The organism is Streptomyces sp. NBC_01707, from assembly GCF_041438805.1.
Lineage (GTDB): Bacteria > Actinomycetota > Actinomycetes > Streptomycetales > Streptomycetaceae > Streptomyces.
In genome coordinates this window covers 6483606-6507347 of sequence record NZ_CP109190.1, presented here as the reverse complement: position 1 = coordinate 6507347, position 23742 = coordinate 6483606, and the positions used below count along the sequence as shown (strand labels likewise).

Sequence of the window (23742 nt, the reverse complement as noted above, 5' to 3'; positions counted from 1 at the left end):
CCGGCCTGGCCTCACGCGGTCCCACAGCCCGTCACAGGGAGACGCGGGCCGACCACCTGCCTCGTGACCTTCGGCGACCGCCTGAAGGCTGCCCCTGCTCCGAGCGGGCGTCCGTACCGGAGGGCACCGGGTGTGTCACGCCTTTCCTGCTCATCCATGAGGGGTGGTCACCCGGCTTCGCACGGCACTGCAGTGGCGTGCAGCAACCACAGCGACAGCGTCCCCACGGTCTCTGCCGCTCCGGTGCCCGGCTTCGTAGCGACAGCCTTCATCGCGGGCCACTCAGCCGGGTAGTTGGGACGGGCGTCCGCGACCATGCGCACCGCACGCTCACGAAGCTCAGCAGGGTAAGGAGATGTACGGGCCATGGCCCGATCCGCTCAGGGAATCGAGCCTGCAGCAGACCCGGAGCACTTCATGGACGGACACCCGGCCGTCGGAGAGCTCGCCCTGGCACCGCGCGGGCGAGTGGCACCAAGTCCGGCTCCAGCAGCGGCGGATCCCGATCGAGCGTCGTCCACTCCTTTCGGCCCGTGCCTTCAGGGCGACGGGGCGGACAGCCGGCCAGGAGGGCGAGATGCACATCAGGACCATCAGAGTGATCCTGAAAGGAGAAGGTCCGTCCGATATCAACAGGAGATCCCATGACCGCCGCAGCCAAGGATGAGCTGTACGCAATGGACCTGACTGATGCGGACTGGGTCACGAGCAGCTACACCAACAGGTGGACAAAGACGTGCGTGGAGGTCGCAGACCTCGGCGGCGGAGCCGTTGCGGTCCGCGATTCGCACAACAGGGAGCTGCCGCCGCTGCGATTCACCGCAGCGGAGTGGGCGGCGTTTCGACTGGGCGTGCGTGACGGCGAATTCGGCTAGAGACCTTGCCGAAGGCCGTAGGGCCGGGTCCGACAGCAACGTCACCAAATTCGGACCGAGGGTGCGACGCCTCTACGAGCGAGTGCAGCGTGTTCGTGATCACGGTCGGAAATTCGCGATGAGCGGGACCAGGCAGGACAAGGGCCGAATTACGCAATGCCTTTCTGAGCAGATCATCGGAAGGCCGGCCCTGACAGTCGTCGGGAAGGGCCATGGTTACGGTGGTCAGCGTCTCAGATCCCCACCCGAGTGTCCGGCGCAGCATGCGGCCGCTTATGACCAGGTACTCGAGCGTGAGCTCGTACCACGTCAGCGTGCCTCTTTCTCGGACATCGACTCGGGGAGGCCGCTCGAGATCGAACTCCCCTCCGTCGTGCGAGGTCCGCAGCAGCCTAGAGCCGTAGTGGTCAGCGAGGCCTCTCGCCCTGAAGGTCTCGGCTAACACCTGGCGGGCCGTCGTCCAACACACCTCGTACGAGGGCGTCTTGTACGGCCTCTCACGAACGTCCCAGATTTTCGCTTGCAGAGACTTCATCCCAGCAGTCGGTCGACCGGTGACGCGGGTCCGACGCAATGGTCTGCATTCACGTCGCAATCAACCGTGCCCACCTGGCCAGTTGCACGGCTGGAACGAAAGGGTGAGGGTGGAAAGAGGAATGTACGACGAACATCGAAAGGGGTATCTGATGCAAGCAACAAAGGCTGAACTGTACGCGATTGACCTGACGGAAGCACGCTGGGTCAAGAGCAGCGCCAGCCCCTACAGGGTGGACTGCGTCGAGGTGGCAGACCTTGGTGGCGGAGCCGTCGCGGTCCGTGACTCGAACAATACGGACCTGCCGCCTCTGCGGTTCACCGCGAAGGAATGGGCAGCGTTCCGAGACGGTGTACGCAAGGGCGAGTTCGGTTAGAACATCCTGCGTCACACCGACACTCAGCTGGGCCCGTTGCTCCGAAAGCGGGCCCGGTCCCTGTTTTTCACGGCTGCACTGCGGTGGTTCAGGGCTGCTGTTCGGGAGGGCCGTTCGGGCAGGTCAACCGCCGTCGCGAGCACGTGCAGCCGGCGCATGAGCGCCGGGCCCTCCCCAGGTCACGGTGGGGAGGGCCCGGCGTTGTCCGGCTGTCACCGGGGTTCTGCGGGTGGGTCGCGTTCCTCGGCGGGTACGGATGCCTTCGAGCCCGCTCCTCATCCGGCGGGTCGCACCTCCCCACCCCGGCCGGAAAGATGCGCACGCCGGCCCGGGGCCGTCGGAGAGGAGCTACGGGCTGTCCCGTAATCCCTGGCGGGCGCACGACGACGGCTACGGCACCTCGCCGCGTTGCCGGAACGCCCGAATACGTCCAGTACGAGGACGCCCCTGCGCCTTGCGATGCACCGCGTCCGACGCCGCGCGCCGATCCACCAGGCATGACGGGGCAGCCCTCAGTCCGCGATTCCGGTGAAGGCCGTCACCCGGTCGATCGTGGCGCGGATCAGGTACTCGCCCGGTACCGAGTTCCGTTGTCCGTACCGGTCGGCCCGGTCGGCGCCCATGTAGCGGGCACCGATCCTGGTGGCCCAGCGGCGGAGGTCGGCCGGGTCCTCGGTGAAGGTGGCGGTGCATTCGAGCATGACGTACGCGTAGGGCGGTTCCTGGTCGTCGATGCAGAGTGCGAACCGAGGGTTTCTGCGCAGGGACTTCGCCTTCAGGGATTCGTGCCACGTGGTGAAGAGGACCTGCGGCCGGCCGGTCTCGGCGCGCTCGGCCTCGTCGAGGAGGAACCACACCGGCGTGACGTGAGGGCGGCCGTCCTTGCGGTGGGTCGCCAGCTTCGCCGTTCGGGTACCGGAGAGGGCGAACGCGCGCCACTCGGCCTCGGACATGGACTGCATGGATGGGATGCTCCTCTGCTCTCTCAACTCTGTTCGACCCGGTTCCCGCCCTCGCCCTGGCCGGTGTCCGCGCACCGTAACCGGCGTGCCGAAGCTCCGCCGGGAGCAGTGGACTTGGGGAGAAGTCCGGTGCCTCGGCGGAGCAGTCGGTCGGGGCGTCCCGGTCAGTCGGCGAGCGGGAAGAAGTCGATCAGCATCATGTCGCGGATGCCCTCGGTGGCTCCGGGGGCCGGGGTGATGCCGGAGACGCCGTGGAAGACCCGGCGGTCGTCGATGACGATCGACTCGAGCGGCTCGAGCAGCGTGGTCCGGAAGATCGGGGCGCGGTCGCGGTCGTACAGCTGCGACTCGCCCCCGGTGACGCCCTCTCGGTTGATCAGCACCTGGGCGACGAAGTGGTGACCGTCCTCGTGGATGCCCTCCGGGGCGGGCATCGAGGCCTCGTCGTGGCTTGCGGTGATCCGGATCTGGTGGACGCCTATGGCGGCGTTGGACCGGTCGATCTTCCCTGGCAGGTTGTCCAGGAAGGTGAACACGACCGTCTCGAGCAACGCCGAGGCCGCCACGTCCTCACGGAGCGGCTCGAAGTGCCGCTGGACGCCACCGAACAGCGAGTTCACCTCCTTGGACTGTTCGAACACGATCTGGCCGCTGGGTACCAGGCGGTCGTCGGCCAGGTGGAACTGGCTGTACCTTCGGCGGCGGAACGTCGCCCCGCCCTTGAGATATGCGTCGACCGGCAGGTCCTCCCAGGACGAGGTGAACTCCTTGCGCTCCCAGTCCGCGTGCCGGGCCAGGGCTCGGCGGAGCAGGGTCGCGGAGAAGTGGCGGAACGGAGTCGTTCCGGTGGCGGTCGCGGGGGCGGTGGCGACGGTGGCTACTGCGGACATGGTGAGCTCTCCTCTTTGTGACCGTTCTGGCTGAACAGGCCTCTGGTGCGGCGATGTCGGGTGGAGATGTTCCGGCTGCGGCTTCGGGCCGAAAACGCGCGGCGAGCCCGGTCAGCCCCGGCTCGCGCCGGCCAGCTGGCCCAGGGGTGCGCCGCCCTGGTCCGTGGGGGTGGCCGGGACGCCGGAGACCCGGAACGCCGCGGCGGTCGCGACGAGGGCCTGCTCCACGTCGCGGCTCGTCGCACCCCGGAAGCGGAAGCGGCCGCCGACGTGCTCGTAGTACGCGTCGGCCAGCGGCAGGATGTCGCCGACCTCCAGGAGCGCCTCGGCGTACGGTCCCGGGGTGCTGCCGACCATCGAGGTGACCTCGGTGATGCGGCACGGCCGGGCCTCTGGGGCCGGGATCAGCAGATAGCCGCCGATCTCCTCGGGCCGGGTCATCCGCCCCTGCGGAACGGGGCGTCGGAGCTGGAGCTGGAATGCGGCGTCCATCAGGTCGTAACCGTGGAGCTCACGCCAGACGAAGGGGATCTCGGCGCCGCCGACCCGTGCGCCCACCTCCAGGAAGCTGCAGCGGGGACCGTCCGGGGTGTCGTTGACGAACAGTTCCAGGTGGAAGACGAGCGGGTCGCCGGAGAGCGCCCGGAGGTAGTCGGCCGTGCTCTCGCCGATGGCCCTGTTGACCGCCTCGTCGTCCTCCTCGACGGAGCCGAGGAAGTCGCCCGAGCGGAATCCCAGGCAGGTGTTCACGTAGCGCGAGGCGCGCCAGTGCTGGATCTCGCGGCCGGTGAAGACGCCGTCCACGTGGTAGATCCGGCCGGGGTTGAAAGTCTGCACCATCATGGGCGTGTCCGCGAGGTCGACGGCGAGGACGTCCTCGGGGCCGTCGAGCTTGACGACACCCTCGCTCGAACTGCCCATCACGGGCTTGAGGATGAGCGGCCAGCCGTGCTTCGCGCCGAATTCCAGGATGGATGTCTCGTCGCCGGCGAGGCTGAAGTCCGGCAGGTCGAGGCCGGCTTCCGCGACGGCGGTGGCCATGAGGTACTTGTCCCGGAATCGCGCCAGGTGGCCCACCCGTTGGCCGGGGCAGTTCCACTCCTCGCGCAGCTCGGCGGCGATCAGGAGATCGTCCTCCTTGAGGGCGACGATCGCCTCGGGCCGGCCGTGCCGCACGGCGAGCACCCTGAGTGCGGCGCGCACGGCCTCCAGGTCGTCGGTCCGCTCCACCACCAGGATGTCGCCCGCTGCCTCGGGTACGGACGGCAGTCCCACCTCCGTGGTGATGTAGGAGACCTGGTGGGTGGCGTGGTCGAGGTATTCGGCATAACGGGCGTACTGCTCGCGCCAGCGGTTGATGACGACGATGTGCGGCGCGGCGGCGTTGTTCGCGTTCATGGGGTCAGGACTCCTCGGAGAGTGCGTACATTCCGTCGCCGTCCAGGTAGTGGATGGTGTTGATGTCACGCATGACGACTTCCTCGAGCTCGTGGAAGAGCCGCACGAAACCGACGTAGGTGCTGTCGTTGACCGTGGGGACGACCACGCCGCCGAGCGGGACGAACTGCGACAGGTCGTGGAAGCTCTCGAGCTCCTCGATCTCCTTGAGGTGGCGCAGCGACTCCAGCTGCCCGGCCTTGGCGGAGACCAGGCCGACCGAGGCGAAGTACCGCTGGATCTCGTAGTCGTCGTCATGGCGTTCGTGGAAGCGCTCCGGCCGCACGAAGGCGTCGACGGTCCAGTCGAAGGGGGACTCGCCGGTCGCCAGCTGCACGTAGTGCGGCAGGTCTCCGCCACAGATGCGGGCACCCATCTCGATGAGCACGGGCCCTGAGGGGGTGAGCTTCAGCTCGATGTGCGAGGGGCCGTGCCGCACGCCCAGTGCGTCGAGGACTTCGAACGCGTACGGGACGAGCTGGTCCTGCGCCTCGCCGTGGCGGGGGAGCAGGTAGCAGGAGTTGCTGATGTCATGAACGCCGTTCACGGAGATGCGGGTGGTGGCGATGATGTCGGTGACATGGTGCTTGCCGTCGCGGCTGACGGTGTTGACCATGTACTCGCCGCCGAAGAGGTGCTCCTGGGCGACGACACCCTCGTTGCGCTGGCTGAACAGGTTCTCCGCGCCGGTGAGTTCGAGGAAGGCGGCCGCGCTCTCCTCGGGGGTGGCGCAGAACCTGACGCCGTCGTTGCCCGCGCTCTTGAGCGGCTTGACCACGACACGGGTGCCCAACTCCTTGTGCCACCGGGAAAGTTCGTCGGCACTTGTGGCGAGCAGCTGCCTGGCTCCACGCACTCCGGCGGCCTTGATCGTCTCGATCATCGTGAACTTGTCGCGGCGCGCGGCGCTGAGCTGCGTACCGTTGGTCGGCAGGCCCATGGCCTCGCTGAGCCGGTCGGCGAACTCGACACCGAACTCGCTGCCGGCGAAGACCGCCACCGGTTCGTACGCACCCGCGGCCCGTACGGTCTCGTCGAGGTCCCCGGTGTGGACGATGTTGTCGGCGTAGAGCGTCAGGTCGAGGGAGCCGGCGAAGGCCGGGGGGATCTCAGGGGTGCTCTGCACCCGCACGCATGCGTAGCCCGCTTCGTGGAACTCCGGCGGGAAGAACCGGGCCGGGGCGAATGCGTCGACGATGACGACGTAACCCTTGGTGTCCATTCAGGTCTCCAACTGCTGTGCACGAGAGGTGGTATGAGGTGTCTGCCGTCAGGCGGCGGCGTCGGCGAGTACCGGTGTGTTCTGCGGCTCGGCGGCCGGCCTGCGAGCCAGCCAGGCGGTCCAGCCGAGGGCGACACCGGAGAGGGCTGCGCTGGTGAGGCCGATGACCACGAAGGCCCAGAGTGGGCTCCTGGCGTCCTGGATCGCCCCGGACAGGGGGGCACCGATGCTGTTGCCGAGGGTGAGGGAGGCGCTGTAGATGCCCATCACGACGCCTCGGGCCCCGGCCGGGGCCAGCCCGCTCGCGGCGCCGCCGGTCGCCGCGAAGGAGGGCGAGCAGAGAGCGGCCGGCAGCACCATGGCCAGGCACAGCAGGCGCCAGTCGCCGGTGGCGAAGCCGCCGACCACGGTCGTGAGACCCACCAGTGCCGAGATGAGGGCGAAGTGCGGCGGCCGTTTCAGCGTGCCGTACAGGAGCGCACCGATGAAGGAGCAGAACCCGCAGACCGTGAGGACGAGGCCGGCCCATTCGACCTGCCCCGAGTCGCGCAGGCCGCCCACGATCGCCGTCTCGTAGCCGGCGGTCGCCAGAGTGGTGGCGGTGGTGGCCACGAGGACCGGGACGAGCGCGGGCTTGAACCACTGGCGGAACCTCATGCGGGGGGCCGGCTCGCTGCCGGTCTCCTTGGCGAAGTCGCGGACCTGGGGGTTGAGCAGGGCCAGGCCCGCCCCGGCGAGTGCGACGATCAGGCCGAGGCCCCGCATCGAGACATCGCTGGAGACGGTGGTCGCCACGGTCACCCCGAGCGCCGGGCCCACCATGTACGAGATGTTGGACGTCATGGCGTCGAGCGCGAAGGCGGTGTGCCGCTGCTCCTCCGGGATGGCTACGGCGAGCCTCAGCCGCACGACGGCGAACCCCGGGAGGTTGAGGAGTCCGCAGCCGACGGCGGCCACCGACAGCACCCCGTAGGACATGCTGGGGCCGATCCCCCAGAAGAGCGCCTGGCCGGTCAGCGAGACGATGAGTACGGGCCGTACGCCGTACCTGTCCATCATGCGGCCCTGTACCGGACCGCCGATCGCCACGCCCACCGTCCACAGCGCGATCACCAGGCCGGCGGCCCCGAAGCCTCGGTCGAGGCCGAACACGACGCCCAGGTTCATCACGACGGGGATCGCCACCACCGCGATCTTCGAGAAGAACCCGAGGAGCATGAGCAGACCGATACCTGGCCGGCTCACGACCTTGCGATAGCCGTCAATCCGCATGGCTGCCTGCCGTTTCCTTCATCTCTTTCTCCCACACTTCGGTTTTCTTCATGCCGTTGCCACAGCGGTCTCCGCCGGTTCCGGGACGGCCACTCCTACGGCCGCCGCGATCTGCCGCAGGAATGACCGGTCGGTGAATTCGTGGCGCTGCCAGAGCGATTCGAGCTTCGCCGGGAGTTCCGCCCGGTCGTCGAGCTCGCAGGTGATGATCACGTTGGGGTGGTCGACGCCGTCGATATTGAGCGACTGCGTCCGTACGACGTCCAGTTCGCGGGTCAGGTCGCGCACGAATTCCGGGGAGAGTTCGCGCACCGGGAACTGCAGGCACACCCGCTGGAGGCCGTGGCCGTGGTCCGCCTCGTCCGGCCAGGTACCGTCCAGGATCGAGAGCAGGCAGTCGTACGTGTTGAAGCCGGTGGAGGCTATGCAGGGGGTGGTCGTTCCGGTGACCCGCGGGTTGATTTCGAGAATCCGGTAGATCCCGTCCTCGTAAATCATGTCCAGCCCGACCGCTCCGTGCAGATCCAGGTCCTGAGCGAGCTTCTTGAGTTTCTCGGCCACCGGGGCGAATGCCAGATCCGCCTCCCGGCGCGGTGCCACATAGCGCAGTCGGCCGAAGTTGAAGACGGGGCCGATCTCCGCCGGCCCCTGCCACACCACCGGGTGGACCACGTACTGTCCGCGGGCGCCGACCACTTCCACCGAGCAGATCTCACCGGACACACAGCGTTCCAGGATGAAGTTTCCGCTGTGCGGTTCGGCCAGGTGCCGTTCCAGTTCCGCTTCGTCGGCCAGCGGCACCATGCCGGCACCCATGCAGTCCCAGAGCGGCTTGCTGAGCACGGGATATCCCATGTCGGCGGTCTGGATCAGGATCGAGTCGACGTACGCGGGAATGCGCAGACCACGACCGGCGAGTACATCGCTGTCCACGAGCACTCCGGGCGGAATGTCGAATCCGTGCTCCTCCAGCAGCCGCTTCGTCTCCCACTTGTTGGCGGTGAGGCTGGTGGCGGCGAGGCTGTGCGCCACCATGGGAATTCCCACGGTCTCCAGGCGGCGCCGCACCACCGAGTCACGCAGGGCGTTCTCGTCCGCGATGGAGAGGGAGATCACTCCGTGGGCGCCCCAGCCTATGACCTTCTTGGCGAGTTCGTCGGCGGATATGTCACCGGCTATCTTCTCCGATTCACCGGGGAAGTCATCGGGTCCGCACTCGCCGTCCGTGTAGAAGAGTTTCGCTTCGGTGTCCTCCCGCTGAAGACGTGCCTCAAGGGCTGTGAGAAAAGGCTTTGTCTGCTGAATCTCAATGGATCGCAGGAATGCGATTCGGCGCATTGCTTCACCCTTCCGGGGAACCTCGGTCGTTCAGATCGACCGTGCTGTACAGCGCGATATGAAGACTTTGCCAGCAACAGCGGCTCAGTTGGAGAGATACTCGGTGTCCTAAGCTGGCCAGACCGGAAGAGGATCTCGACAAATGGCGCGTTCAGGGACACAACGCGGCGCCTCGGCGCTCATTCTCGAGCCAGTCTCGCTGTCCGTCTATGAATGGGCGCTGCGGAACGGCGGGCTCCGCGACGCGGACGACGCTGCGGCCGAATTGGGCCTGTCCATAAGCGAGTTGACTCTTGCGCGCGACAACCTACTGGAACTCGGGTTGCTTGTGTCCAGTGCCGACGGCGGCGAACTGCTGCCGGCGGACCCGGCGATCGCCGAGATGCTCGCGCGGGCACCGTTGGAGCAGGAGATCCGGCAGCGGCAGCAAGAGCTGACCCGTATGCACGCCCAACTTCGGCCTCTGGCGTCACTGTTCGCGGAGCACAGCCGTGCCGGGCGCACCTCGGACGGGCTGCGCTCCTTCGACGATCCCGCCGAGGTGCGCCGCGAGTTGTCGATGATGACCCGGCTGTGCACCGAGGAGATGGTCTCCATCCAGCCGGGCGGCGGCCGCGACCCCGACACGCTGAGCTCGATCGTCGCGGAGAGTCTGTCGATGCTGGAGAGAGGGGTGCGGCTGCGCACCCTCTACCAGCACACCGCCCGGGCGAGCCTGTCGACGCAGGCCTATGTGCGGTCGGTCTCCGCGGCCGGGGCCCGGATCCGCACCACCGCCGAGGCGTTCGACCGGATCATCGTCTTCGACCGGGAGACCGCGTTCGTCCCGCAACCCCGGGCCGCGGGCCGGCCGCAGGGGGCCTCGGTGGTCACCGACCCGACGGTGGTGGGTTTCCTGTACCGGATGTTCGAGAGCCTCTGGGAGTCGGGCCGGCCCTTTGACGCCCATCAGGCCGAATTCCAGCCATCCACTGAGGACTTGAAGACCTCGATCCTGCGCCTGATGGCGACCGGCCTGAAGGACGAGGTGATTGCCAAGCGGCTGGGGATGGCGACGCGGACCTTCCGCCGGCACGTGAAGGAGATCACCGACGAGCTGGGGGTGGAGAGCCGCTTCCAAGCCGGGTTCCGGGCTTGGCAATTGGGGATTTCGCTGGGAGAAGGCGACGATCCCGGCACATCCGGGACGGATTGACGCGCCTGCGGTTCCGGGCGGGCCGCCGGGTCACGGCTTCACCGTCGGCCGGCATCCGACGGCTATTTGACATCTCTGTGAAATAGGCGCGTTCTGTTCACCGCTCAGCGGACGAACAGGCACAATGCCCATGCAGCAGGCACACAACCCTGCTCTGTCGGCGGCGGATTCGGCTCACTATCGGCACTCGGCCCATGGGAGCTACACTCCGCCTCCTTCTGCGTGATCACCAATACTCTCAACGGAGTTGGCTATGTATCCGGCAAAGCCAGTGGTGCCCATACCCAGCACGAAGGCGCGCGCCACGTACGTCGAACTCCTCCGGAAGGACTCGGGTGCGCAGTCCGAGCGGGAGCGGTCGGACGGCCCGTCGGTGTGCCCCGCGGACGGCGTCCGCGAGGATCGCGAGATCATGGATGAGCTCCTGTCCATGGGGATGGTCCGCGAGGACACCTCCTCCCCCTCGCACTTCGTCGCGGTGGAGCCCGGCATCGTGGAGGCACGGATCGGAGCGCTGCTGCGTTCTTCCGCGTTGACCATGCTGGAGGAGGCCCGGAACCTCACGGACCTGCTACGACCCCTCATCGTCGACTCCCGGCACACCGCGGGACCACAGGGCAGCGAGTCCATCGTCCGCATCCAGGGCAAGGCCGCGATCAGCGCCATCGTCAACGAGAGTGTGCAGCAGAGCACGTCGGAGCTGTTCACCGCCCAGCCCGGGGGCGGCCGGCCCAAGGCCACGCTCGAGCAGATACGTCAGCAGACCGCCGAGCTGCTCGACCGCGGGGTGGAGGTGCGGACGCTCTACCAGCACACCGCCTGGCATGACGGGCCCACCCGTGAATACGTGACCGAAATGACGTCGCTGGGCGCCCAGGTCCGTACTCTCGACGAGTTCTTCGACCGGTTGATCATCGTCGACCGGAGCATGGCATTCGTCCCTGCCGACACCGAGCGGGACCAGGCCGTCATTATCAGGGAACCGGCCGTGGTGCGATTCCTCACCGAGGTCTTCGAGCGCAACTGGCAGCGCGCCAAGCCCTTTCAGGGATCTCGGACTCCGAATGAATCGAGCCATATCAGTGCCGTGTTGCGCGAGACCATTATCAGGTGCCTCATCCATGGGGACAGCGACAATGCCATCGCCAAGCGGATCGGGCTCAGCACCCGCGCCTACGCCACCCACCTGGCCAAACTCAAGGCCGATCTCAAAGCCGAGAGCCGATTCCAACTCGGATACCGACTGGGTCAGTTGGCCGGTGGCGGCCCGGCTCCCGAGGCAGGCGAAACAGCCGGGGTGTGAAGTGATCCTGGGATCACTTCACACCCCGGCTGCAGGTGCGCCGTAGCGACAGCTGGTCGATGAGCCTCGCCGACCTGCTCCAGGGCCTCACGTGTGGATCATGCTGGGCTCGCCGGGCTCAGCCTGATCCACACGAAAGACCCTAGGAGGCCGTGACCGCCGGAGCCGGGCTGGGCTCGAGGAGGGCGGGCGCGGGCTCCTGGACCGGGGCCGGGGCGAGCCGGTCGGTGGGAGCCGGCGTCCTGGGCGCGGCAACGCCTGGCTGCGCGACGGGGCTCGGACGGGACTCCGCAGCCGACTCGGCGGCAGGACGCCGCAGGGCCGCCAGGACGTGGTAACCGAGGAGGGTGACGAGGGTGCCCAGGGCTATGCCGCTGACCGAGAAGGTGTCCGTCACCTCGATCGAGACCCCTCCGATGCCCAGCACCGCGCCGGCTGCGATCGGGACCAGGTTCACCGGGTCCGCGAAGTCCACCGCCGACTTGATCCAGATCTTGGCGCCGAGCAGCCCGATCATCCCGTACAGGACGACGGTGATGCCCCCGAGGACACCACCCGGGGTGGCCGCGACGAGCGCGCCGAACTTGGGGCACAGGCCGAACAGCAGAGCCGTGGCGGCCGCCATCCAGTACGCGGCGGTCGAGTAGACCCGGGTCGCGGCCATCACCCCGATGTTCTCCGCGAAGGTCGTGGTCGGCGCGCCGCCGACCGCCGAGGAGACCGCCGTGGCCAGTCCGTCGCCGAGGATGGCGCGCCCGAGCACCGGGTCGAGGTCGGAACCCGTCATCTCGGCCACCGCCTTGATGTGCCCGGTGTTCTCCGCCACCAGCGCGATCACGCCCGGCAGCACCAGGAGCGCGGCGGATGCGGTGAACGTCGGTGCGTGCATGGTCGGCAGGCCGAACCACGGGGCCGATGCGGCCTCGGAGAGCTGCACCCGCAGATGGCGGGTGACCTCGCCGGTGGCGCCGGGCGCGGTGATCGGGCCCGCCGTCCGGTCCAGCACCCATGAAAGGGCGTATCCGAAGACCAGACCGACGAAGACCGCGAGCCTGCTCCAGAATCCGCGCAGCAGCACGCCCGTGACGACGACCACGCACATGGTCGCGAGAGCCACCCACTGGTCCTGGGGCCAGTAGATGTCGGCCACCACCGGCGCCAGGTTGAGCCCGATGAGCAGGACCACCGCGCCGGCCACGACGGGCGGGAACGCTTTGTTGATCAGTCCGGGCCCGGCGAAGTGGACGATCAGGCCCACCGCGGCGAGCACCAGCCCCGCGACGAGGATCGCGCCGGTGACGGTGGACGTGGTGCCGCCGGCCGCCCGGATGGCCGCCACCGCGCCGACGAACGAGGCACTGGTGCCGAGGTAGCTGGGGATCCGGCCCTGAACCACCAGCAGAAACAGAACGGTCGAGACTCCGGACATCATGATGGCCAGGTTCGGGTCGAGCCCCATGACCACCGGAAAGACGAATGTCGCACCGAACATCGCCACTACGTGCTGGGCTCCGAGGCCCACCGTGCGCGGCCAGGAGAGCCGCTCGTCCGGCATCACCGCGGCGCCCGGTCGCGGTGCCCGGCCGTCGCCGTGCAGTCGCCATCCGACACCGAGGATCCGGCGTACCGGACTCGGGCTGTGTGTTCCCTTCATGGTTCTCGTTCCTCCGGTCATGGGCAGGCCGCCGCACCGCCGTGGCGGCGATGCGGCGGTGCCGTTCAAGGGGTGGGTGCGGAGAGGGGGACAGCCGGTCTCTCCGGGCGGGGCTCAGCTTTCGATGCAGCTGGAGATGCCCGCGATGGCCTCGTCGGCGCGGGCGTCGGCCTGGTCCGGTCCGGAAGCCAGGACGATGACGTGGCCCAGACGGGTGTACTTGGAGTGGGTGCTGCCCACCAGGTCGCCCGGCTCCGCGTAGGAGCGGACGGCGATGACGTGCGGGCTGGCGGCGAGGCCGCTCAGACCGCGGAAGACACCGTGCCGAGGGGTGTTGATGAACCGGAGCGCCACCGCACCGCTGCGGGTCGGCCGGGTGTCGGGCAGCTCGCCGAGGACGGCCTGGAGATAGGCCGCGGCCACACCGACCCCGGTGGCGTGCTCGATCATCTCCATGACGGGTCCGTCGGGCGGTCCCGCCCCCACCTCGATGAGCCGGGGACCCTCTGCCGTCATCTTCAGATGGCTGTGCGCGATGCCGTCCCGCAGTCCGAGGGCCGCGAGCCCGCGCTCCACGGTGGCCAGGATCGTGATCCGGGTCAGCTCGTCCACGTCGGCGGGCAGAGTGCGCCCGAGCTCCTCGCTGTTCCGGCCGCCGGTGGACATCCTGCGGACGATCGCCAGGTGCGTGCAGCCGCCGCGGTGCAGCACGGTCTCCACGCTGTACTCGGCGCCTTTCAGGTGCTCCTGGATCACCGCGACGGCGTCGAAGCGGATTCCGTAGGTGATGTCCTCGCGCCATTTCAGGGCGCGCCGGACCGCTCCGGGCAGCTCGTCCGGCGTCTCGACGAGGGTCAGCCCGATGCTGCCCGAGCCCTCGGCCGGTCTGACGACGACCGGATAGTGGAGGCCGGCCGACCGCAGCCGCTCCTCGGCGGCCTCGGGGGAGACGACCGCCACCGTGCGCGGCCCGGGTACGCCACGCGTGCGCAGGGTCTGCGCCATCTGCCACCTGCCGTGGGCGGACTGTGCCGTGACTGGATCATGGCCAGGCAGTCCCAGCCGGTCGGTCAGCGCTGCGGCGACCGGGGACAGCGTCTCCCGGTCGACCGCCACTCCGCCGATGCCTTCCTGGGCGCAGTACTCGGCGAGTTGGTCGACCGCGTACGCCGTGCTGCGGAAGTCGGTGAAGACGGTTCCGGCGAGCTGCTTGCGCAGTTCGTCGGGACAGCTCCGGTACAACTCCCGGTGGGTCGCGATGTGCAGGTGGATCTCGAGGGTCTGGGCCGCTCCCACCAGTTGCTCGGCCACGGCGCCTTCGGCACCCAGCAGCAGAACCGCTCTGGCCATGGTGTTCTCACCTCGCTTTCGACGGCATCTCGTAGTTCGCGGAACTCTTCGCCCCGGACTTACGCGCCATACGCTCTGCTGAACTTACCGATGATGTAGTCGCCCGAGCGCACCGGTTCGTGCCTCGGTGGATTGAGCGGACCGGTGCAGGTGGGGATGCACTCGATGAGGGCGTCGTAGGCCGGCTGGTGGAAGAAGGGAACCGAGTAGCGTTCCTTTCCAGCCAGTTCACGCGGCGGATTGACCACCCGGTGGACGGTGCTCACCCACCGATTATTGGTCCAAATGGCCATCAGGTCACCGATGTTGACAACAAAGGAACCCTCGATGACGGGTACGTCGAGCCACTGACCCGCCTTGTCGAGGACCTGCAGGCCGCCCGGACCGTCGTCCTGGTAGAGGATGGTCAGGCTGCCCCAGTCGCTGTGCATTCCCTTGCGGAGCTGCCCGGGTGCGGGGGGTTCCGGCTGCTGCGGGTAGAAGTTGGCGGTCAGGTTGGTCATGTGCTGCTCGATCTTGTCCTCGAACCAGTCCTCGGGCAGATCGAGCGCAAGGGCGAACAGTCGCATGATGTCCCCGGCCAGCACCTCCATGGCCGCGTAGTAGGACCGGTACGCCTCGGTGAAGCCGGGCAGTTCGGGCCAGCGGTTCGGGGTCCGCAGAGCCGGGTCGGCGTCGACGGGCAGCGCCCGGTCGGCATCCGGCTCTCCCAGACGGTTGACCGTGAAGGTCTCCGAGATGTCCGGCAGTGCCCGCTCCTGCTCGACCTCGGCCTCCGCGTTGGAAGCCGCGAGACTGCCTTGGCGGCCGAATCCCCGCATCAGCGGGTCGGCCGGGACGGCGAGCAGTTCCGCCTTGGTCTCGGCCGACAGCGCGAAGAACTCCCGGGTGGCCCGGTACATCTCCGATATCGTGCGCTCGGGCACGCCGTGGCCGACGATCACCAGGAAGCCGCTGGTACGGCAGACCTCGTCGATCACCGCGGCCAGTTGCCGTTCCGCCGCCCCGCCCGACCGCGCGGAACTCAGGTCGATCACCGGGACATAGCCGTCCACCACGGTGACCTGCGCGGCCTCGGGGGCCGCACTCTCCACATTCAGTACCGACATCGCTCCTACTCCCGATCTCAGCCCCATCGCGGCGGCGGGGGCTCCCACTGGCTTACAAGGTCGAGGAATTCGTTCGCGTCCCCGACGGACGCGAGGGTGCCCAGCTCCTGCTCGCGCAGGAATCCGCTGGCGGACATGCGGCAGATCATCCGCAGGAGCCGGTCCCAGTAGCCGTCCACGTTCAGCATCGCCATCGGCTTTCCGTGCCGGCCGAGGATGAGCCAGGCCCAGGCTTCGAGGATCTCCTCGACGGTGCCCACCCCGCCCGGCAGCGCTACGAAGGCATCCGCCAGGTCGGCCATGATCTGCTTGCGTTGGTGCATGGTGTCGACGATGTGCAGTTCGGTCAGGCCCTGGTGGGCGACCTCGGCGTCGACAAGGTGTTTCGGGATCACTCCGGTGACCCGGCCGCCGGCCGCCAGGGCGGAGTCGGCGACGACCCCCATGAGGCCGGCCGCTCCCCCGCCGTAGACGATCTCATGCCCCTCGGCGACGAGTTGCTTGGCGAAGGCCGCGGCGGCTTCTTGGTAGATGGCCTGGTTCCCCAGGGCCGAGCCCGCGTAGACCGTGACTCTCATGGCAGGAACCTCCGTCGGATCACGATCCGGTCAGGGACTGACGCGGCCGAACTTCTCGAAGGCCTCGTGGGTCAGTGGCATCAGCCGCGCGAACTCGTCCTCCATCTGCTCGGCCACCACCTCGATCTCCCGCTGCGGGTGCGACACATAGGCGGCGTCGGCGCGGTTGGTGCGCAGGCCGAGGAAGTGCATCAGCGAGCGGGCGTTGCAGGTGGCGTACACGGTGGAGAAGGTGGCCACCGGGAGCACCATGCGGGCCAGCTCGCGGGCGATTCCGGCATCGAGCATCTTCTGGTATTCGCGGAAGGCGGACCGGTAGGCCTCGCTGGTGGCGGTGGAGAGCAGCTCGTAGTCCTCCTCGCTGCCCGGAACGTACTGGTAGTGACCGGGCTTCCCCTCCTGTTTCAGCGCCCGGTCGCGGTCGGGCACGTAAAAGACGTTCTTGAGGTCCTTGTAGCGGGCGCTCTCCTCATTGAAGGACCACATTCGGTGACGCATCATGTGGCGGATCGCGAAGATCGGCGCGTGCACCAGGAAGGTCATCGAATTGTGCTCGAAAGGGCTGCCGTGACGGCTGCGCATCAAATACCGGATGAGACCCCCGATATATGCGTCACCGCGCTCCTCTCGGTGCGCCTCCTCGCCGGCGGTGGAGACCCGCGCCGCACGTACGACTCCCAGGTCGGAGGCGGTGTGGTCGACGAGCTCGACGGTGATCTGGCTGCGCAGTTCGATTTCGGGACCGAAGACGGGTGCGTCGGGGGCGTGGACCTCAAGGGCCGGGCTGATCGTCATCGTACGTTCCTCCGGTGGATTCTGTTCAGCGGTGCTCGATATTGTGCAGATGGAATATGCCTGTTCAGTCCCAGCCGTGATCGTCGGGCGAGGCGCTCGTGCTGGGGGTGGTCGTCGTAGTGGTCGTGTCGGCCACCGCGGAACCGGCGGTCGCCACGCCCACCGCAGTGGCGACGAGTACCGCCGAAGCGGCAGCGACCAGGGCGGACTGAATCCCGCGGCGAGTGGCGGAAAGCTTCATCTGGAACGTGTTGTTACGCATAATTCGATTCCTCTTCTCGTTGTTTGTGGGCGGCTCCCCCGCTCACATCTCCATTCTTCGAAAACAGGCGGCCCCCAATAAGGTCAGACTTGTGCAGTGCGTAAGTACGAAACCAAGTGCACGAACATGCGCCCCACGCCGAAGCCCCGCTGCCGCAGTGCGGCAGCGGGGCTTCGAGAGACCGGGACAGGGCTCCTGACCTGGGTGGAACTGTCGCCCGCCTACCGGTCGAGGCCGCAGCAGACCCGGCCCGGACCACGCGCGGACCCGGCCGGCGGCTTCCCGGGAGTGGGCAGGGACACCGGCTCGGACGTCTCCCGGGCCTGGGCGTGGATCTCCCGTACGGCACAGGTCGCGGTCACCACCGCCGCGCGGGCCAGTCCGAGCGCCTCCCGCGCCGAGTCGATGTCACGGTCTGGCAGTCGTACGACGACGTCCGTGGCGCACTCGATGAGGTGCAGCGCGGCGCGGGCCAGCCGGTCGTCGCAGGGATAGCCCTGCGAGACGGCTTTGTGGGCGGTCTCCAGGAGCGCGGCAGCGCTCAGGGTGTGCTCGTTGGTTTCCAACTCTCTTCTCCTTCGATGGTGTGGGCCGATCAGTTCGTCGGTCGGTCACTTCGTCGGTCGGTCAGGAAGCGGATGTTTTTGTCGATCTCCTCGCACCGGGTGACCGCGGCCTCCCGGTCCACGCCGGACGCGATCACATATCCGGACACGCAGTCGGCGACGGTGAGCAGCTCCGGAACGGTGTCGCCCGGGCTCTTGGCGATGACCGCCGCGGCCGGCAACTGCCTGAACTCGTCGAGGTACGGCAGGAAGACCAGCGGTGTCTCCCCTCGCGGGACCCGCCTCACCTCGGCGCCCACCTCGGTGGCCACCTCGACGGCGCGGACCTGTCCCGGCTGCGGGGTGAAGAACCGCACCGCGGCGCCGCCGACCGGCTCGGGCGAGGCGGCCGGCAGCTCGTCGATGCCGAGCGGGACGGTGAGGAACCAACGGTTCAGATCCACGCCGAAGGCACGCCGCACCAGTTCGGGCGCCCCGCTGCCGGCCAGCCGGGCATGCGATTCGAGCACCCGGGGGCCCTGCGGAGTCAGGACGAACTCGCTGTGCGAGGGCCCTTCGGTGAGCCCCACGGCGTCGAGCAGCTGCACGGTGAGCGCTCGCAGCTCGGCCAGGTGCGGGGCGGCCGCCCGGCTCGGGGTACTGACCTCCCACTCCACGAAGCGCTCGTTCATCCGGTACTCGGAGTACGTGCCGTCCGTCGAACGAGAACGAGTCGACGCTGACGACCGGGCCTTCGAGGTACTCCTCCGCGATGGGCGCGTCGAAGCCGTCGACGGCGAGGTCGCGCCAGGCCCGCGCGGCCTCGTCGGCATTCGCGGCCGGGTGGATGTGCAGGCTGGCGACGCCGTCGACCGGCTTGAGAACGATGCGGCCGCCGACCGACCGCTGGAACTCGGCCGCCTCCTCGGCGCTGTGCACCACCTGGTGACGGACCGGGCTGAGGTCGTACTTGGCGAGCAGCTCGCGGGTGAGGCCTTGTCCTTGAGGGCCCTGGCCGTCGCTTCGGTGACCCCGGTGAGTCCCAGCGCGTCGACGACGTATCCGGTGGACTCCGCGGCAGGCTCCGTGGTGGTCAGCACCCGGTCGAACGGCCGCTCCTCGTGCAGCGGACGCAGCACCTCCAGGATCGCGGGCCCATCGGCTATCGGTGCGTGCACGATGCGTTCGCAGTGCCGCGCGACGGCGGGATCGTAAGAGCCCTCCTCGTGCACGACCGGGCCAGAATTCCACGCAGAAAGGTCATGGCAGAGAGCCCCTTTTCCTGGTTCGGACATCACTGGTTCGGACATCACTGGGTTGAACGTCACCGGTCTCGGACGTCGCCGGGTGCCGGTGCCGGCAGATCGCCGGGCGGGCAGGCGCGAAGGAGTGCCCGGACTCAGCCGGCGAAGGGACCGCCTCGGTGGATCTTGTGCTGGGCCGCCTGGGCGAGCGGGCGCACCACCAGCTGGTCGATGTTGACGTGCTGCGGCAGCCCGACCGCGAAGGAGACGCATTCGGCGACGTCCTCGGCGCTCAGCGGACGGTCGACCCCCGCGTAGACGGCGGCGGCCCGCTCCCCGTCACCGTGGAAGCGGTTCAGGCGAATCCCTCGGTGTGAACCATCCCGGGTGCCACCTCGACGACCCGGACGGGCTCGCCGCAGAGCTCGAGCCGCATCGTCTCGGTCATGGCGTGCTGTGCGTGCTTCGCCGCGCTGCATCCGCCGCCGGTCTCGTAGTTGACGAACGCCGCCGTCGAAGTCACGTTGACCACGGTGCCCGCGCTCCGCCTCAGCAGCGGGAGCAGGGCCTGGGTGACATGGAGCGTGCCCAGCACGTTGGCCGCGTACATGTGCTGCCAGTGACCGGGATCCGCGCCCGACACCGGGTCTGCGCCGAGCGCGCCGCCCGCGTTGTTCCCCAGGATGTCGCAGGAGTAGATCCGCTCGGCCAGGGCCCGTACGGCGTCGGCGTCGGTGATGTCGACCGCCTCGGCCCGCCCGCCCGTCTCCTCGGCGACCCGCTGGACCAACTCGCCCCGCCGGGGCCACCAGTACGGTGTCGAACCCGTCCTTGGCGAGGCGTCGGGCGACAGCCGCGCCGATCCCGCTGCTCGCCCCGGTCACCACAGCTGTTCTGGTCATGCCGGCCTTCCCCACAGTCGTCTGTCCGCGGTCGTTCCCGCGGTCCTCTCCGTCGGGCTGTGCTGCCCAGAACGACTCTGCGCCGGGTGGTCGGGCCTCGAAAGGGTCACAAGCTTGCAGCTGCAGGGATCTGAACCGGCCGCTGCCTTCATGACTGTGCGGCGTCATATTTCTGATGGTTCCGATCCTCCGGGGCCGACGGAAGAGTCACCTCCGACCGAGGAGGACCCTTCACGAACCGGGAGGAACCATGGCGGAGCAGAGGGTGACGCTCACCCCGCAGATGTTGGCCTACGACGATTTCGACGGCCGGTCCCGGACCCGATGGCTTCCGTACCTGATGTACTTCCACCGCGCCGGCTACTGGTCCGATGTCGTCAACACCCGTGAATTCGGGTTCCGTTACTCCCATGGCCCGGGCGACGGGAGCGCGTCGGCGGGCACCGTCGCGCAGACGGGACCTGTCCGGCTGCTCGCCGGCAGCTCCACAGCATTCGGCATCGGTGCGCGGAGCGATGCGGCGACCCTGCCCTCCCGCCTGTGGAGCGCTTACGCGCCGTCGGCGCCGTGCCTCAACTTCGCGGGCCGCAGCTACAACTCGGGGCAGGAATTCACGCTGTTCGCCCTCTGCCGTCACCTGCTGACCCGCGTCACCGACATCGTGGTCTTCTCCGGCTTCAACAACCTTGCGCTCTCCCCGCTGCCGAAGGAGTAGCGCAGTGACCACGGTGGCTTCTTCAACTGCGGTGAGTACTACGAGCAGATGGAAGAGCTACGGCAGCGGCGCCGCGCCCCCGCGCCGCGATTCGGGCGGCGCGGCCGGAGGGCCGCAGGCGCCGCGCCGGCATCCGCATAGAGACCGAAGAGACAGGTGCCTGACATGACCCACAACCCGATGCCGTACCGGACCGCCCCGAGCGATCCGGCAACCGTCCCGACAGAAGATCCGGTCGAGGACACCGCCCGCACGAGCCGTACGGGACAGCGGCGCACGCCCGGCGCCACCACCCACCACGCGGCCGTCGACACCCGCCCGCACATCTTGGTCGTGCACCGCTGGCGCGACGAGCACGCCCTGTACGAGAACTACATCGACCACGCCACCCACCGGGTCACCTACGTCACCACGGAGCTCGGCTGGTCCTCGCTGCCGCCTGCCGCCGCCGGCGTCGTCGAGGTCACCGCCACCGACGACTTCGACCAGGTCAGCGCTGCGGCCGCGACACTGACCGCACTCTTCGGCGCCCCGGACCGGGTGGTCGCGCTCAACGAGGGCGACCTCGACACCGCCGCCGCTCTCCGCGCCCGTCTGGGCCTGCCCGGCCAGCCCCCTCAGGACCTGGCGAGGTTCCGGGACAAGCTGGTGATGTGCGAGACGGTCGGCGCGGCCGGTGTCCGCACGCCCGCCTTCGCCGACGCCCCGGACGCCGCCGCCGTGCGCGCCTTCGCGGAGACCCACGGCTGGCCCGTCATCGTCAAACCCCGCCGCGGCACGGCCGGTCGGGGAGTGCTGCGCATCGACTCCCCCGCCGGCCTGTCCGCGCTGGACGAACTGCCCGGCGAGGAACGGCTGGTGCAGGAGTTCTGTGCCGACCGGATCTACCACATCGACGGCCTGTGGTCCGGCAGTCACCTCGGCCCCTGGCGCGCCTCCCGCTACGTCAACTCCTGCGCCGACTTCACCACCGGGGCCGTCCTCGGCTCGGCGGAGGAGGACGACCCGCAGCTTGCTGGACGCACTGGGTGAGTTCACGGCGTCCATCGCGGGTGCGCTGAGCGCGGAGCCGTGGGTGTTCCACCTGGAGGTCTTCGTCGGCGCCGGCCCCGACGGGCGGCCGAGCCTGCACTTCCTGGAGGCCGGCTACCGGGTGGGCGGCGTCGAGATCCCCTTCGTATGGCGGGAGGTCCACGGCATCGACCTGATGGCCGCGGCCGTCGACGTCCAGCTGGGCCGACGCCCCGCGCTGACCGGGCCGAAGACCTGGCACACCGGGGGCTGGCTGCTCGTCCCGACGCCGGTGCCCGCACCCTGCCGGGTGATCGCCGCCGAGCCGCTCACCGCGCTCGTCGACGGCCCGTACGCGCAGGTGGTGCCACCGGCCGGTTATGTGGTCCCCCGGACCGGCGGTTACGAACACGTCGGAGCCAGGTTCCGGTTCCGCAGCCTGTGCACCCGCGAGGTGGAGAGCGCCATCGCGAAGGCCGCGGCGGAGTTCCGGCTGGAATGCGCCGCCGTCTCATGAAGGCCTTTCCGACGCCGCTGCGACTTCGGGACTACCGACTTGCTGTGGTCCGGGGCGGTGCTGAGCCGGCTCGACGACGGTGACGCTCGCCTGGTCTCCCCCGGCGACCTGGTGATCATCATCGCCCTCTACACCCGCGAGGAGGCCCTGGCGCTGCGCCCCAGCGTGGTCCACGTGGACGGGTACAACCGTGTGGTCCACCTCGGCACCGACCCCACGGAGGCCCTCGTCCCAGGCCTGACCACCAGCCCGTCGGTCGCCCGCACGGCGCCGGGGACCTGATGGACACGGCGCGGCTCCCATGGAGGGGGCCGGTTCCCCGGGCCCCCCGACGGGGCGGATCACTGCTCGGCGACAACGCCGCAGATCCGGCGCGCGACCGGCGCGTCCCGGGCCTGTTTGGGTCCCGCGGGTGAGTGCACCTATGTTGGCGCACATGCAGTCCTACACGATCGGCCAGGCCGCCCGGTTGCTGGGCGTGAGCCCCGACACCGCCCGGCGGTGGGCGGATGCCGGCCGGGTGGCGACCCACCGGGACGAGGGCGGGCGGCGGCTCATCGACGGCAAGGATCTGGCCGCCTTCTCCGTGGAGCTCGCCAAGACCGGGAGTGGCGAGGAGGACACCTCGTACACCTCGGTCCGCAACGCCTTCCCCGGCATCGTCACCGCCGTGAAGCTCGGCGACATCGCGGCGCAGGTGGAGATCCAGGCCGGTCCGCACCGACTGGTCTCGCTGCTGACCCGGGAGGCCGTGGAGGAGCTGGGCCTCGAGGTCGGCATGGAGGCCACCGCCCGTGTGAAGTCGACGAACGTGCACATCGACCGCGCCTGACGCGGCGCGTTCGGGCGGCTCCCGTGGACCACGCCGTCACGAAGCGGAGGAGCCCCCCGCGGATGTGACGGGCGGCCGCCCGGGCGAAACGCCGCTCATGGGCGAGCGCGACCAGGTGCTCCGGCCGGCTCAGCGGCCTGCGCCGCCCGGCCGGCCCGCCTCCTGCGGTACGGGCTCCGCGACCAGGACGCCCACCGGCCCGGCTCGCCGAGCACCGCGCGCCCGTGTCACGTCCACGAGCCGATCCCTCTCGCGGTGTCACGTCCACGAGGTGTAACCACCGTCCACGCGTATCGCGTTGATGCCGCTGATGTGCCGGGCCCCGCAGCGGTCCTGAGGCAGCACGAGCTGAGGTCCGGCACGGTCGAGCGGGGTGTCGTCGATGCTGACCGCGAGCAGGACGGCGGCACGGCCGAAGTCCGGGTCGATCTCCGCCCAGGAGAGGAGGGCGTGGTGGCCGTCCGCGCCCGTCACGGCGATCAGGAAGCGAAGGCGGTCCTTGCGCCGGGCCGGGTCGAAGACGGGGCCGGCGGCGGACAGGACGTCGTGCAGCAGCGGCCCCTTGAAGCCGTGATGCTGGATGCCGCTGGTGGCGCACTCGAAGCTGACCCGCACGCGGTGCTGAGGCCAGGCGAGCAGGTCGGACACAGTCATCCGGGCCGGGCTCGCAAGATCCCCGGTCAGGGCGAGTTCCGCCACCGGATCGGTAACGCGTTCCGTAAAGGGCCGGCTCACTGGCCACCACCTCCCCCGGATGACGGTACCCGGACCACGGCCCCGTACAAACGCACATGCCCACCCTGTCCGCAGACGGTCCAGCTCA

23 protein-coding genes and 4 pseudogenes are annotated in these 23742 nt (G+C 68.9%); 9 read left to right on the top strand and 18 right to left on the bottom strand.

Annotated elements, in window-relative coordinates; genetic code table 11:
* Positions 1-218: 218 nt before the first annotated feature.
* Positions 219-368, bottom strand: a pseudogene (locus OG963_RS29215) (IS3 family transposase); the annotation flags it as partial.
* A gap of 276 nt (positions 369-644) precedes the next feature.
* On the opposite strand from OG963_RS29215, the gene OG963_RS29210 reads away from it, so the two are divergent.
* Entirely contained in the window at positions 645-875 is a 231-nt protein-coding gene (locus OG963_RS29210) for a DUF397 domain-containing protein (protein ID WP_093774234.1), read from the top strand.
* Between the two features lie 656 nt (positions 876-1531).
* Positions 1532-1786, top strand: a complete 255-nt coding sequence (locus OG963_RS29205; protein WP_371127933.1) for a DUF397 domain-containing protein — start codon at positions 1532-1534, stop codon at positions 1784-1786.
* A gap of 512 nt (positions 1787-2298) precedes the next feature.
* Here OG963_RS29205 and OG963_RS29200 read toward each other — a convergent pair.
* The 6 genes from OG963_RS29200 to OG963_RS29175 form a co-directional block, all read right to left on the bottom strand.
* Positions 2299-2739, bottom strand: a complete 441-nt coding sequence (locus tag OG963_RS29200) for a PPOX class F420-dependent oxidoreductase (RefSeq protein WP_218133094.1) — start codon at positions 2737-2739, stop codon at positions 2299-2301.
* A 173-nt stretch (positions 2740-2912) separates the two neighbouring features.
* Positions 2913-3638: a 2OG-Fe dioxygenase family protein gene (locus OG963_RS29195; RefSeq protein ID WP_093774230.1), complete on the bottom strand. Its 726-nt coding sequence runs from the start codon at positions 3636-3638 to the stop codon at positions 2913-2915.
* A gap of 111 nt (positions 3639-3749) precedes the next feature.
* Positions 3750-5036 carry an acetyl-CoA carboxylase biotin carboxylase subunit family protein gene (locus tag OG963_RS29190; RefSeq protein ID WP_218160179.1) on the bottom strand — a complete coding sequence of 429 codons (1287 nt, stop codon included), beginning with the start codon at positions 5034-5036 and terminating at the stop codon, positions 3750-3752.
* Between the two features lie 4 nt (positions 5037-5040).
* A complete protein-coding gene (locus OG963_RS29185; RefSeq protein WP_093774228.1) occupies positions 5041-6297 on the bottom strand; it encodes an ATP-grasp domain-containing protein in 1257 nt (418 codons plus the stop codon).
* Positions 6298-6345: 48 nt separating this feature from the next.
* Positions 6346-7569, bottom strand: a complete 1224-nt coding sequence (locus OG963_RS29180) for an MFS transporter (protein ID WP_319736242.1) — start codon at positions 7567-7569, stop codon at positions 6346-6348.
* Between the two features lie 48 nt (positions 7570-7617).
* Positions 7618-8907 (bottom strand): ATP-grasp domain-containing protein, encoded by a 1290-nt coding sequence (locus OG963_RS29175; protein ID WP_319325051.1) that lies wholly within the window; start codon positions 8905-8907, stop codon positions 7618-7620.
* 142 nt (positions 8908-9049) lie between these two features.
* Here OG963_RS29175 and OG963_RS29170 point away from each other — a divergent pair, with 142 nt between their 5' ends.
* Both OG963_RS29170 and OG963_RS29165 read left to right on the top strand, forming a co-directional pair.
* Positions 9050-10102 carry a LuxR C-terminal-related transcriptional regulator gene (locus OG963_RS29170; RefSeq protein ID WP_371799632.1) on the top strand — a complete coding sequence of 351 codons (1053 nt, stop codon included), beginning with the start codon at positions 9050-9052 and terminating at the stop codon, positions 10100-10102.
* Positions 10103-10355: 253 nt separating this feature from the next.
* Positions 10356-11405 carry a LuxR family transcriptional regulator gene (locus OG963_RS29165; RefSeq protein WP_319736241.1) on the top strand — a complete coding sequence of 350 codons (1050 nt, stop codon included), beginning with the start codon at positions 10356-10358 and terminating at the stop codon, positions 11403-11405.
* Between the two features lie 142 nt (positions 11406-11547).
* Here the strand turns inward: OG963_RS29165 and OG963_RS29160 are convergent, their stop codons facing one another.
* The 10 genes and pseudogenes from OG963_RS29160 to OG963_RS29115 all read right to left on the bottom strand — a co-directional run bounded on the left by OG963_RS29160 (position 11548) and on the right by OG963_RS29115 (position 19844).
* On the bottom strand, positions 11548-13059 hold the full coding sequence (locus OG963_RS29160) for a solute carrier family 23 protein (RefSeq protein WP_093930324.1): 1512 nt from the start codon (positions 13057-13059) through the stop codon (positions 11548-11550).
* Positions 13060-13173: 114 nt separating this feature from the next.
* Positions 13174-14409 (bottom strand): ATP-grasp domain-containing protein, encoded by a 1236-nt coding sequence (locus OG963_RS29155; protein ID WP_093930325.1) that lies wholly within the window; start codon positions 14407-14409, stop codon positions 13174-13176.
* Positions 14410-14468: 59 nt separating this feature from the next.
* Positions 14469-15518, bottom strand: coding sequence for an isopenicillin N synthase family oxygenase (locus tag OG963_RS29150; protein WP_176902203.1), 1050 nt, complete (start codon positions 15516-15518; stop codon positions 14469-14471).
* 17 nt (positions 15519-15535) lie between these two features.
* Positions 15536-16096, bottom strand: coding sequence for a TIGR00730 family Rossman fold protein (locus OG963_RS29145; RefSeq protein WP_030921520.1), 561 nt, complete (start codon positions 16094-16096; stop codon positions 15536-15538).
* 30 nt (positions 16097-16126) lie between these two features.
* Complete coding sequence (gene thyX / locus OG963_RS29140; protein ID WP_093774214.1) at positions 16127-16891, bottom strand: FAD-dependent thymidylate synthase; 765 nt, start codon at positions 16889-16891, stop codon at positions 16127-16129.
* Between the two features lie 64 nt (positions 16892-16955).
* Positions 16956-17153, bottom strand: coding sequence for a hypothetical protein (locus OG963_RS29135; RefSeq protein WP_030921525.1), 198 nt, complete (start codon positions 17151-17153; stop codon positions 16956-16958).
* 221 nt (positions 17154-17374) lie between these two features.
* A complete protein-coding gene (locus OG963_RS29130; RefSeq protein WP_063756066.1) occupies positions 17375-17719 on the bottom strand; it encodes a hypothetical protein in 345 nt (114 codons plus the stop codon).
* Between the two features lie 29 nt (positions 17720-17748).
* Positions 17749-18390 (bottom strand): hypothetical protein, encoded by a 642-nt coding sequence (locus OG963_RS29125; protein ID WP_362270773.1) that lies wholly within the window; start codon positions 18388-18390, stop codon positions 17749-17751.
* 405 nt (positions 18391-18795) lie between these two features.
* A pseudogene (locus OG963_RS29120) lies at positions 18796-18993 on the bottom strand (hypothetical protein); the annotation flags it as partial.
* 104 nt (positions 18994-19097) lie between these two features.
* A pseudogene (locus tag OG963_RS29115) lies at positions 19098-19844 on the bottom strand (SDR family oxidoreductase).
* 250 nt (positions 19845-20094) lie between these two features.
* Here OG963_RS29115 and OG963_RS29110 point away from each other — a divergent pair.
* The 5 genes and pseudogenes from OG963_RS29110 (at position 20095) to OG963_RS29090 (ending at position 22919) form a co-directional block, all read left to right on the top strand.
* Positions 20095-20559: a hypothetical protein gene (locus OG963_RS29110; protein WP_371799631.1), complete on the top strand. Its 465-nt coding sequence runs from the start codon at positions 20095-20097 to the stop codon at positions 20557-20559.
* Positions 20560-20724: 165 nt separating this feature from the next.
* The gene (locus OG963_RS29105; RefSeq protein WP_371799630.1) at positions 20725-21591 is read left to right on the top strand and encodes an acetyl-CoA carboxylase biotin carboxylase subunit family protein; all 867 of its coding nucleotides are present in this window, start codon (positions 20725-20727) and stop codon (positions 21589-21591) included.
* Positions 21572-22087 (top strand): hypothetical protein, encoded by a 516-nt coding sequence (locus tag OG963_RS29100; RefSeq protein ID WP_256328119.1) that lies wholly within the window; start codon positions 21572-21574, stop codon positions 22085-22087. Before OG963_RS29105 ends, OG963_RS29100 begins: the two co-directional genes overlap by 20 nt.
* 84 nt (positions 22088-22171) lie before the next feature.
* A pseudogene (locus OG963_RS29095) lies at positions 22172-22369 on the top strand (aspartate 1-decarboxylase); the annotation flags it as partial.
* A 154-nt stretch (positions 22370-22523) separates the two neighbouring features.
* The gene (locus OG963_RS29090; protein WP_093774837.1) at positions 22524-22919 is read left to right on the top strand and encodes a molybdopterin-binding protein; all 396 of its coding nucleotides are present in this window, start codon (positions 22524-22526) and stop codon (positions 22917-22919) included.
* A 258-nt stretch (positions 22920-23177) separates the two neighbouring features.
* On the opposite strand, the gene OG963_RS29085 is transcribed toward OG963_RS29090, so the two are convergent.
* Complete coding sequence (locus tag OG963_RS29085) at positions 23178-23654, bottom strand: molybdopterin-dependent oxidoreductase (protein ID WP_093930327.1); 477 nt, start codon at positions 23652-23654, stop codon at positions 23178-23180.
* Positions 23655-23742 lie beyond the last annotated feature (88 nt).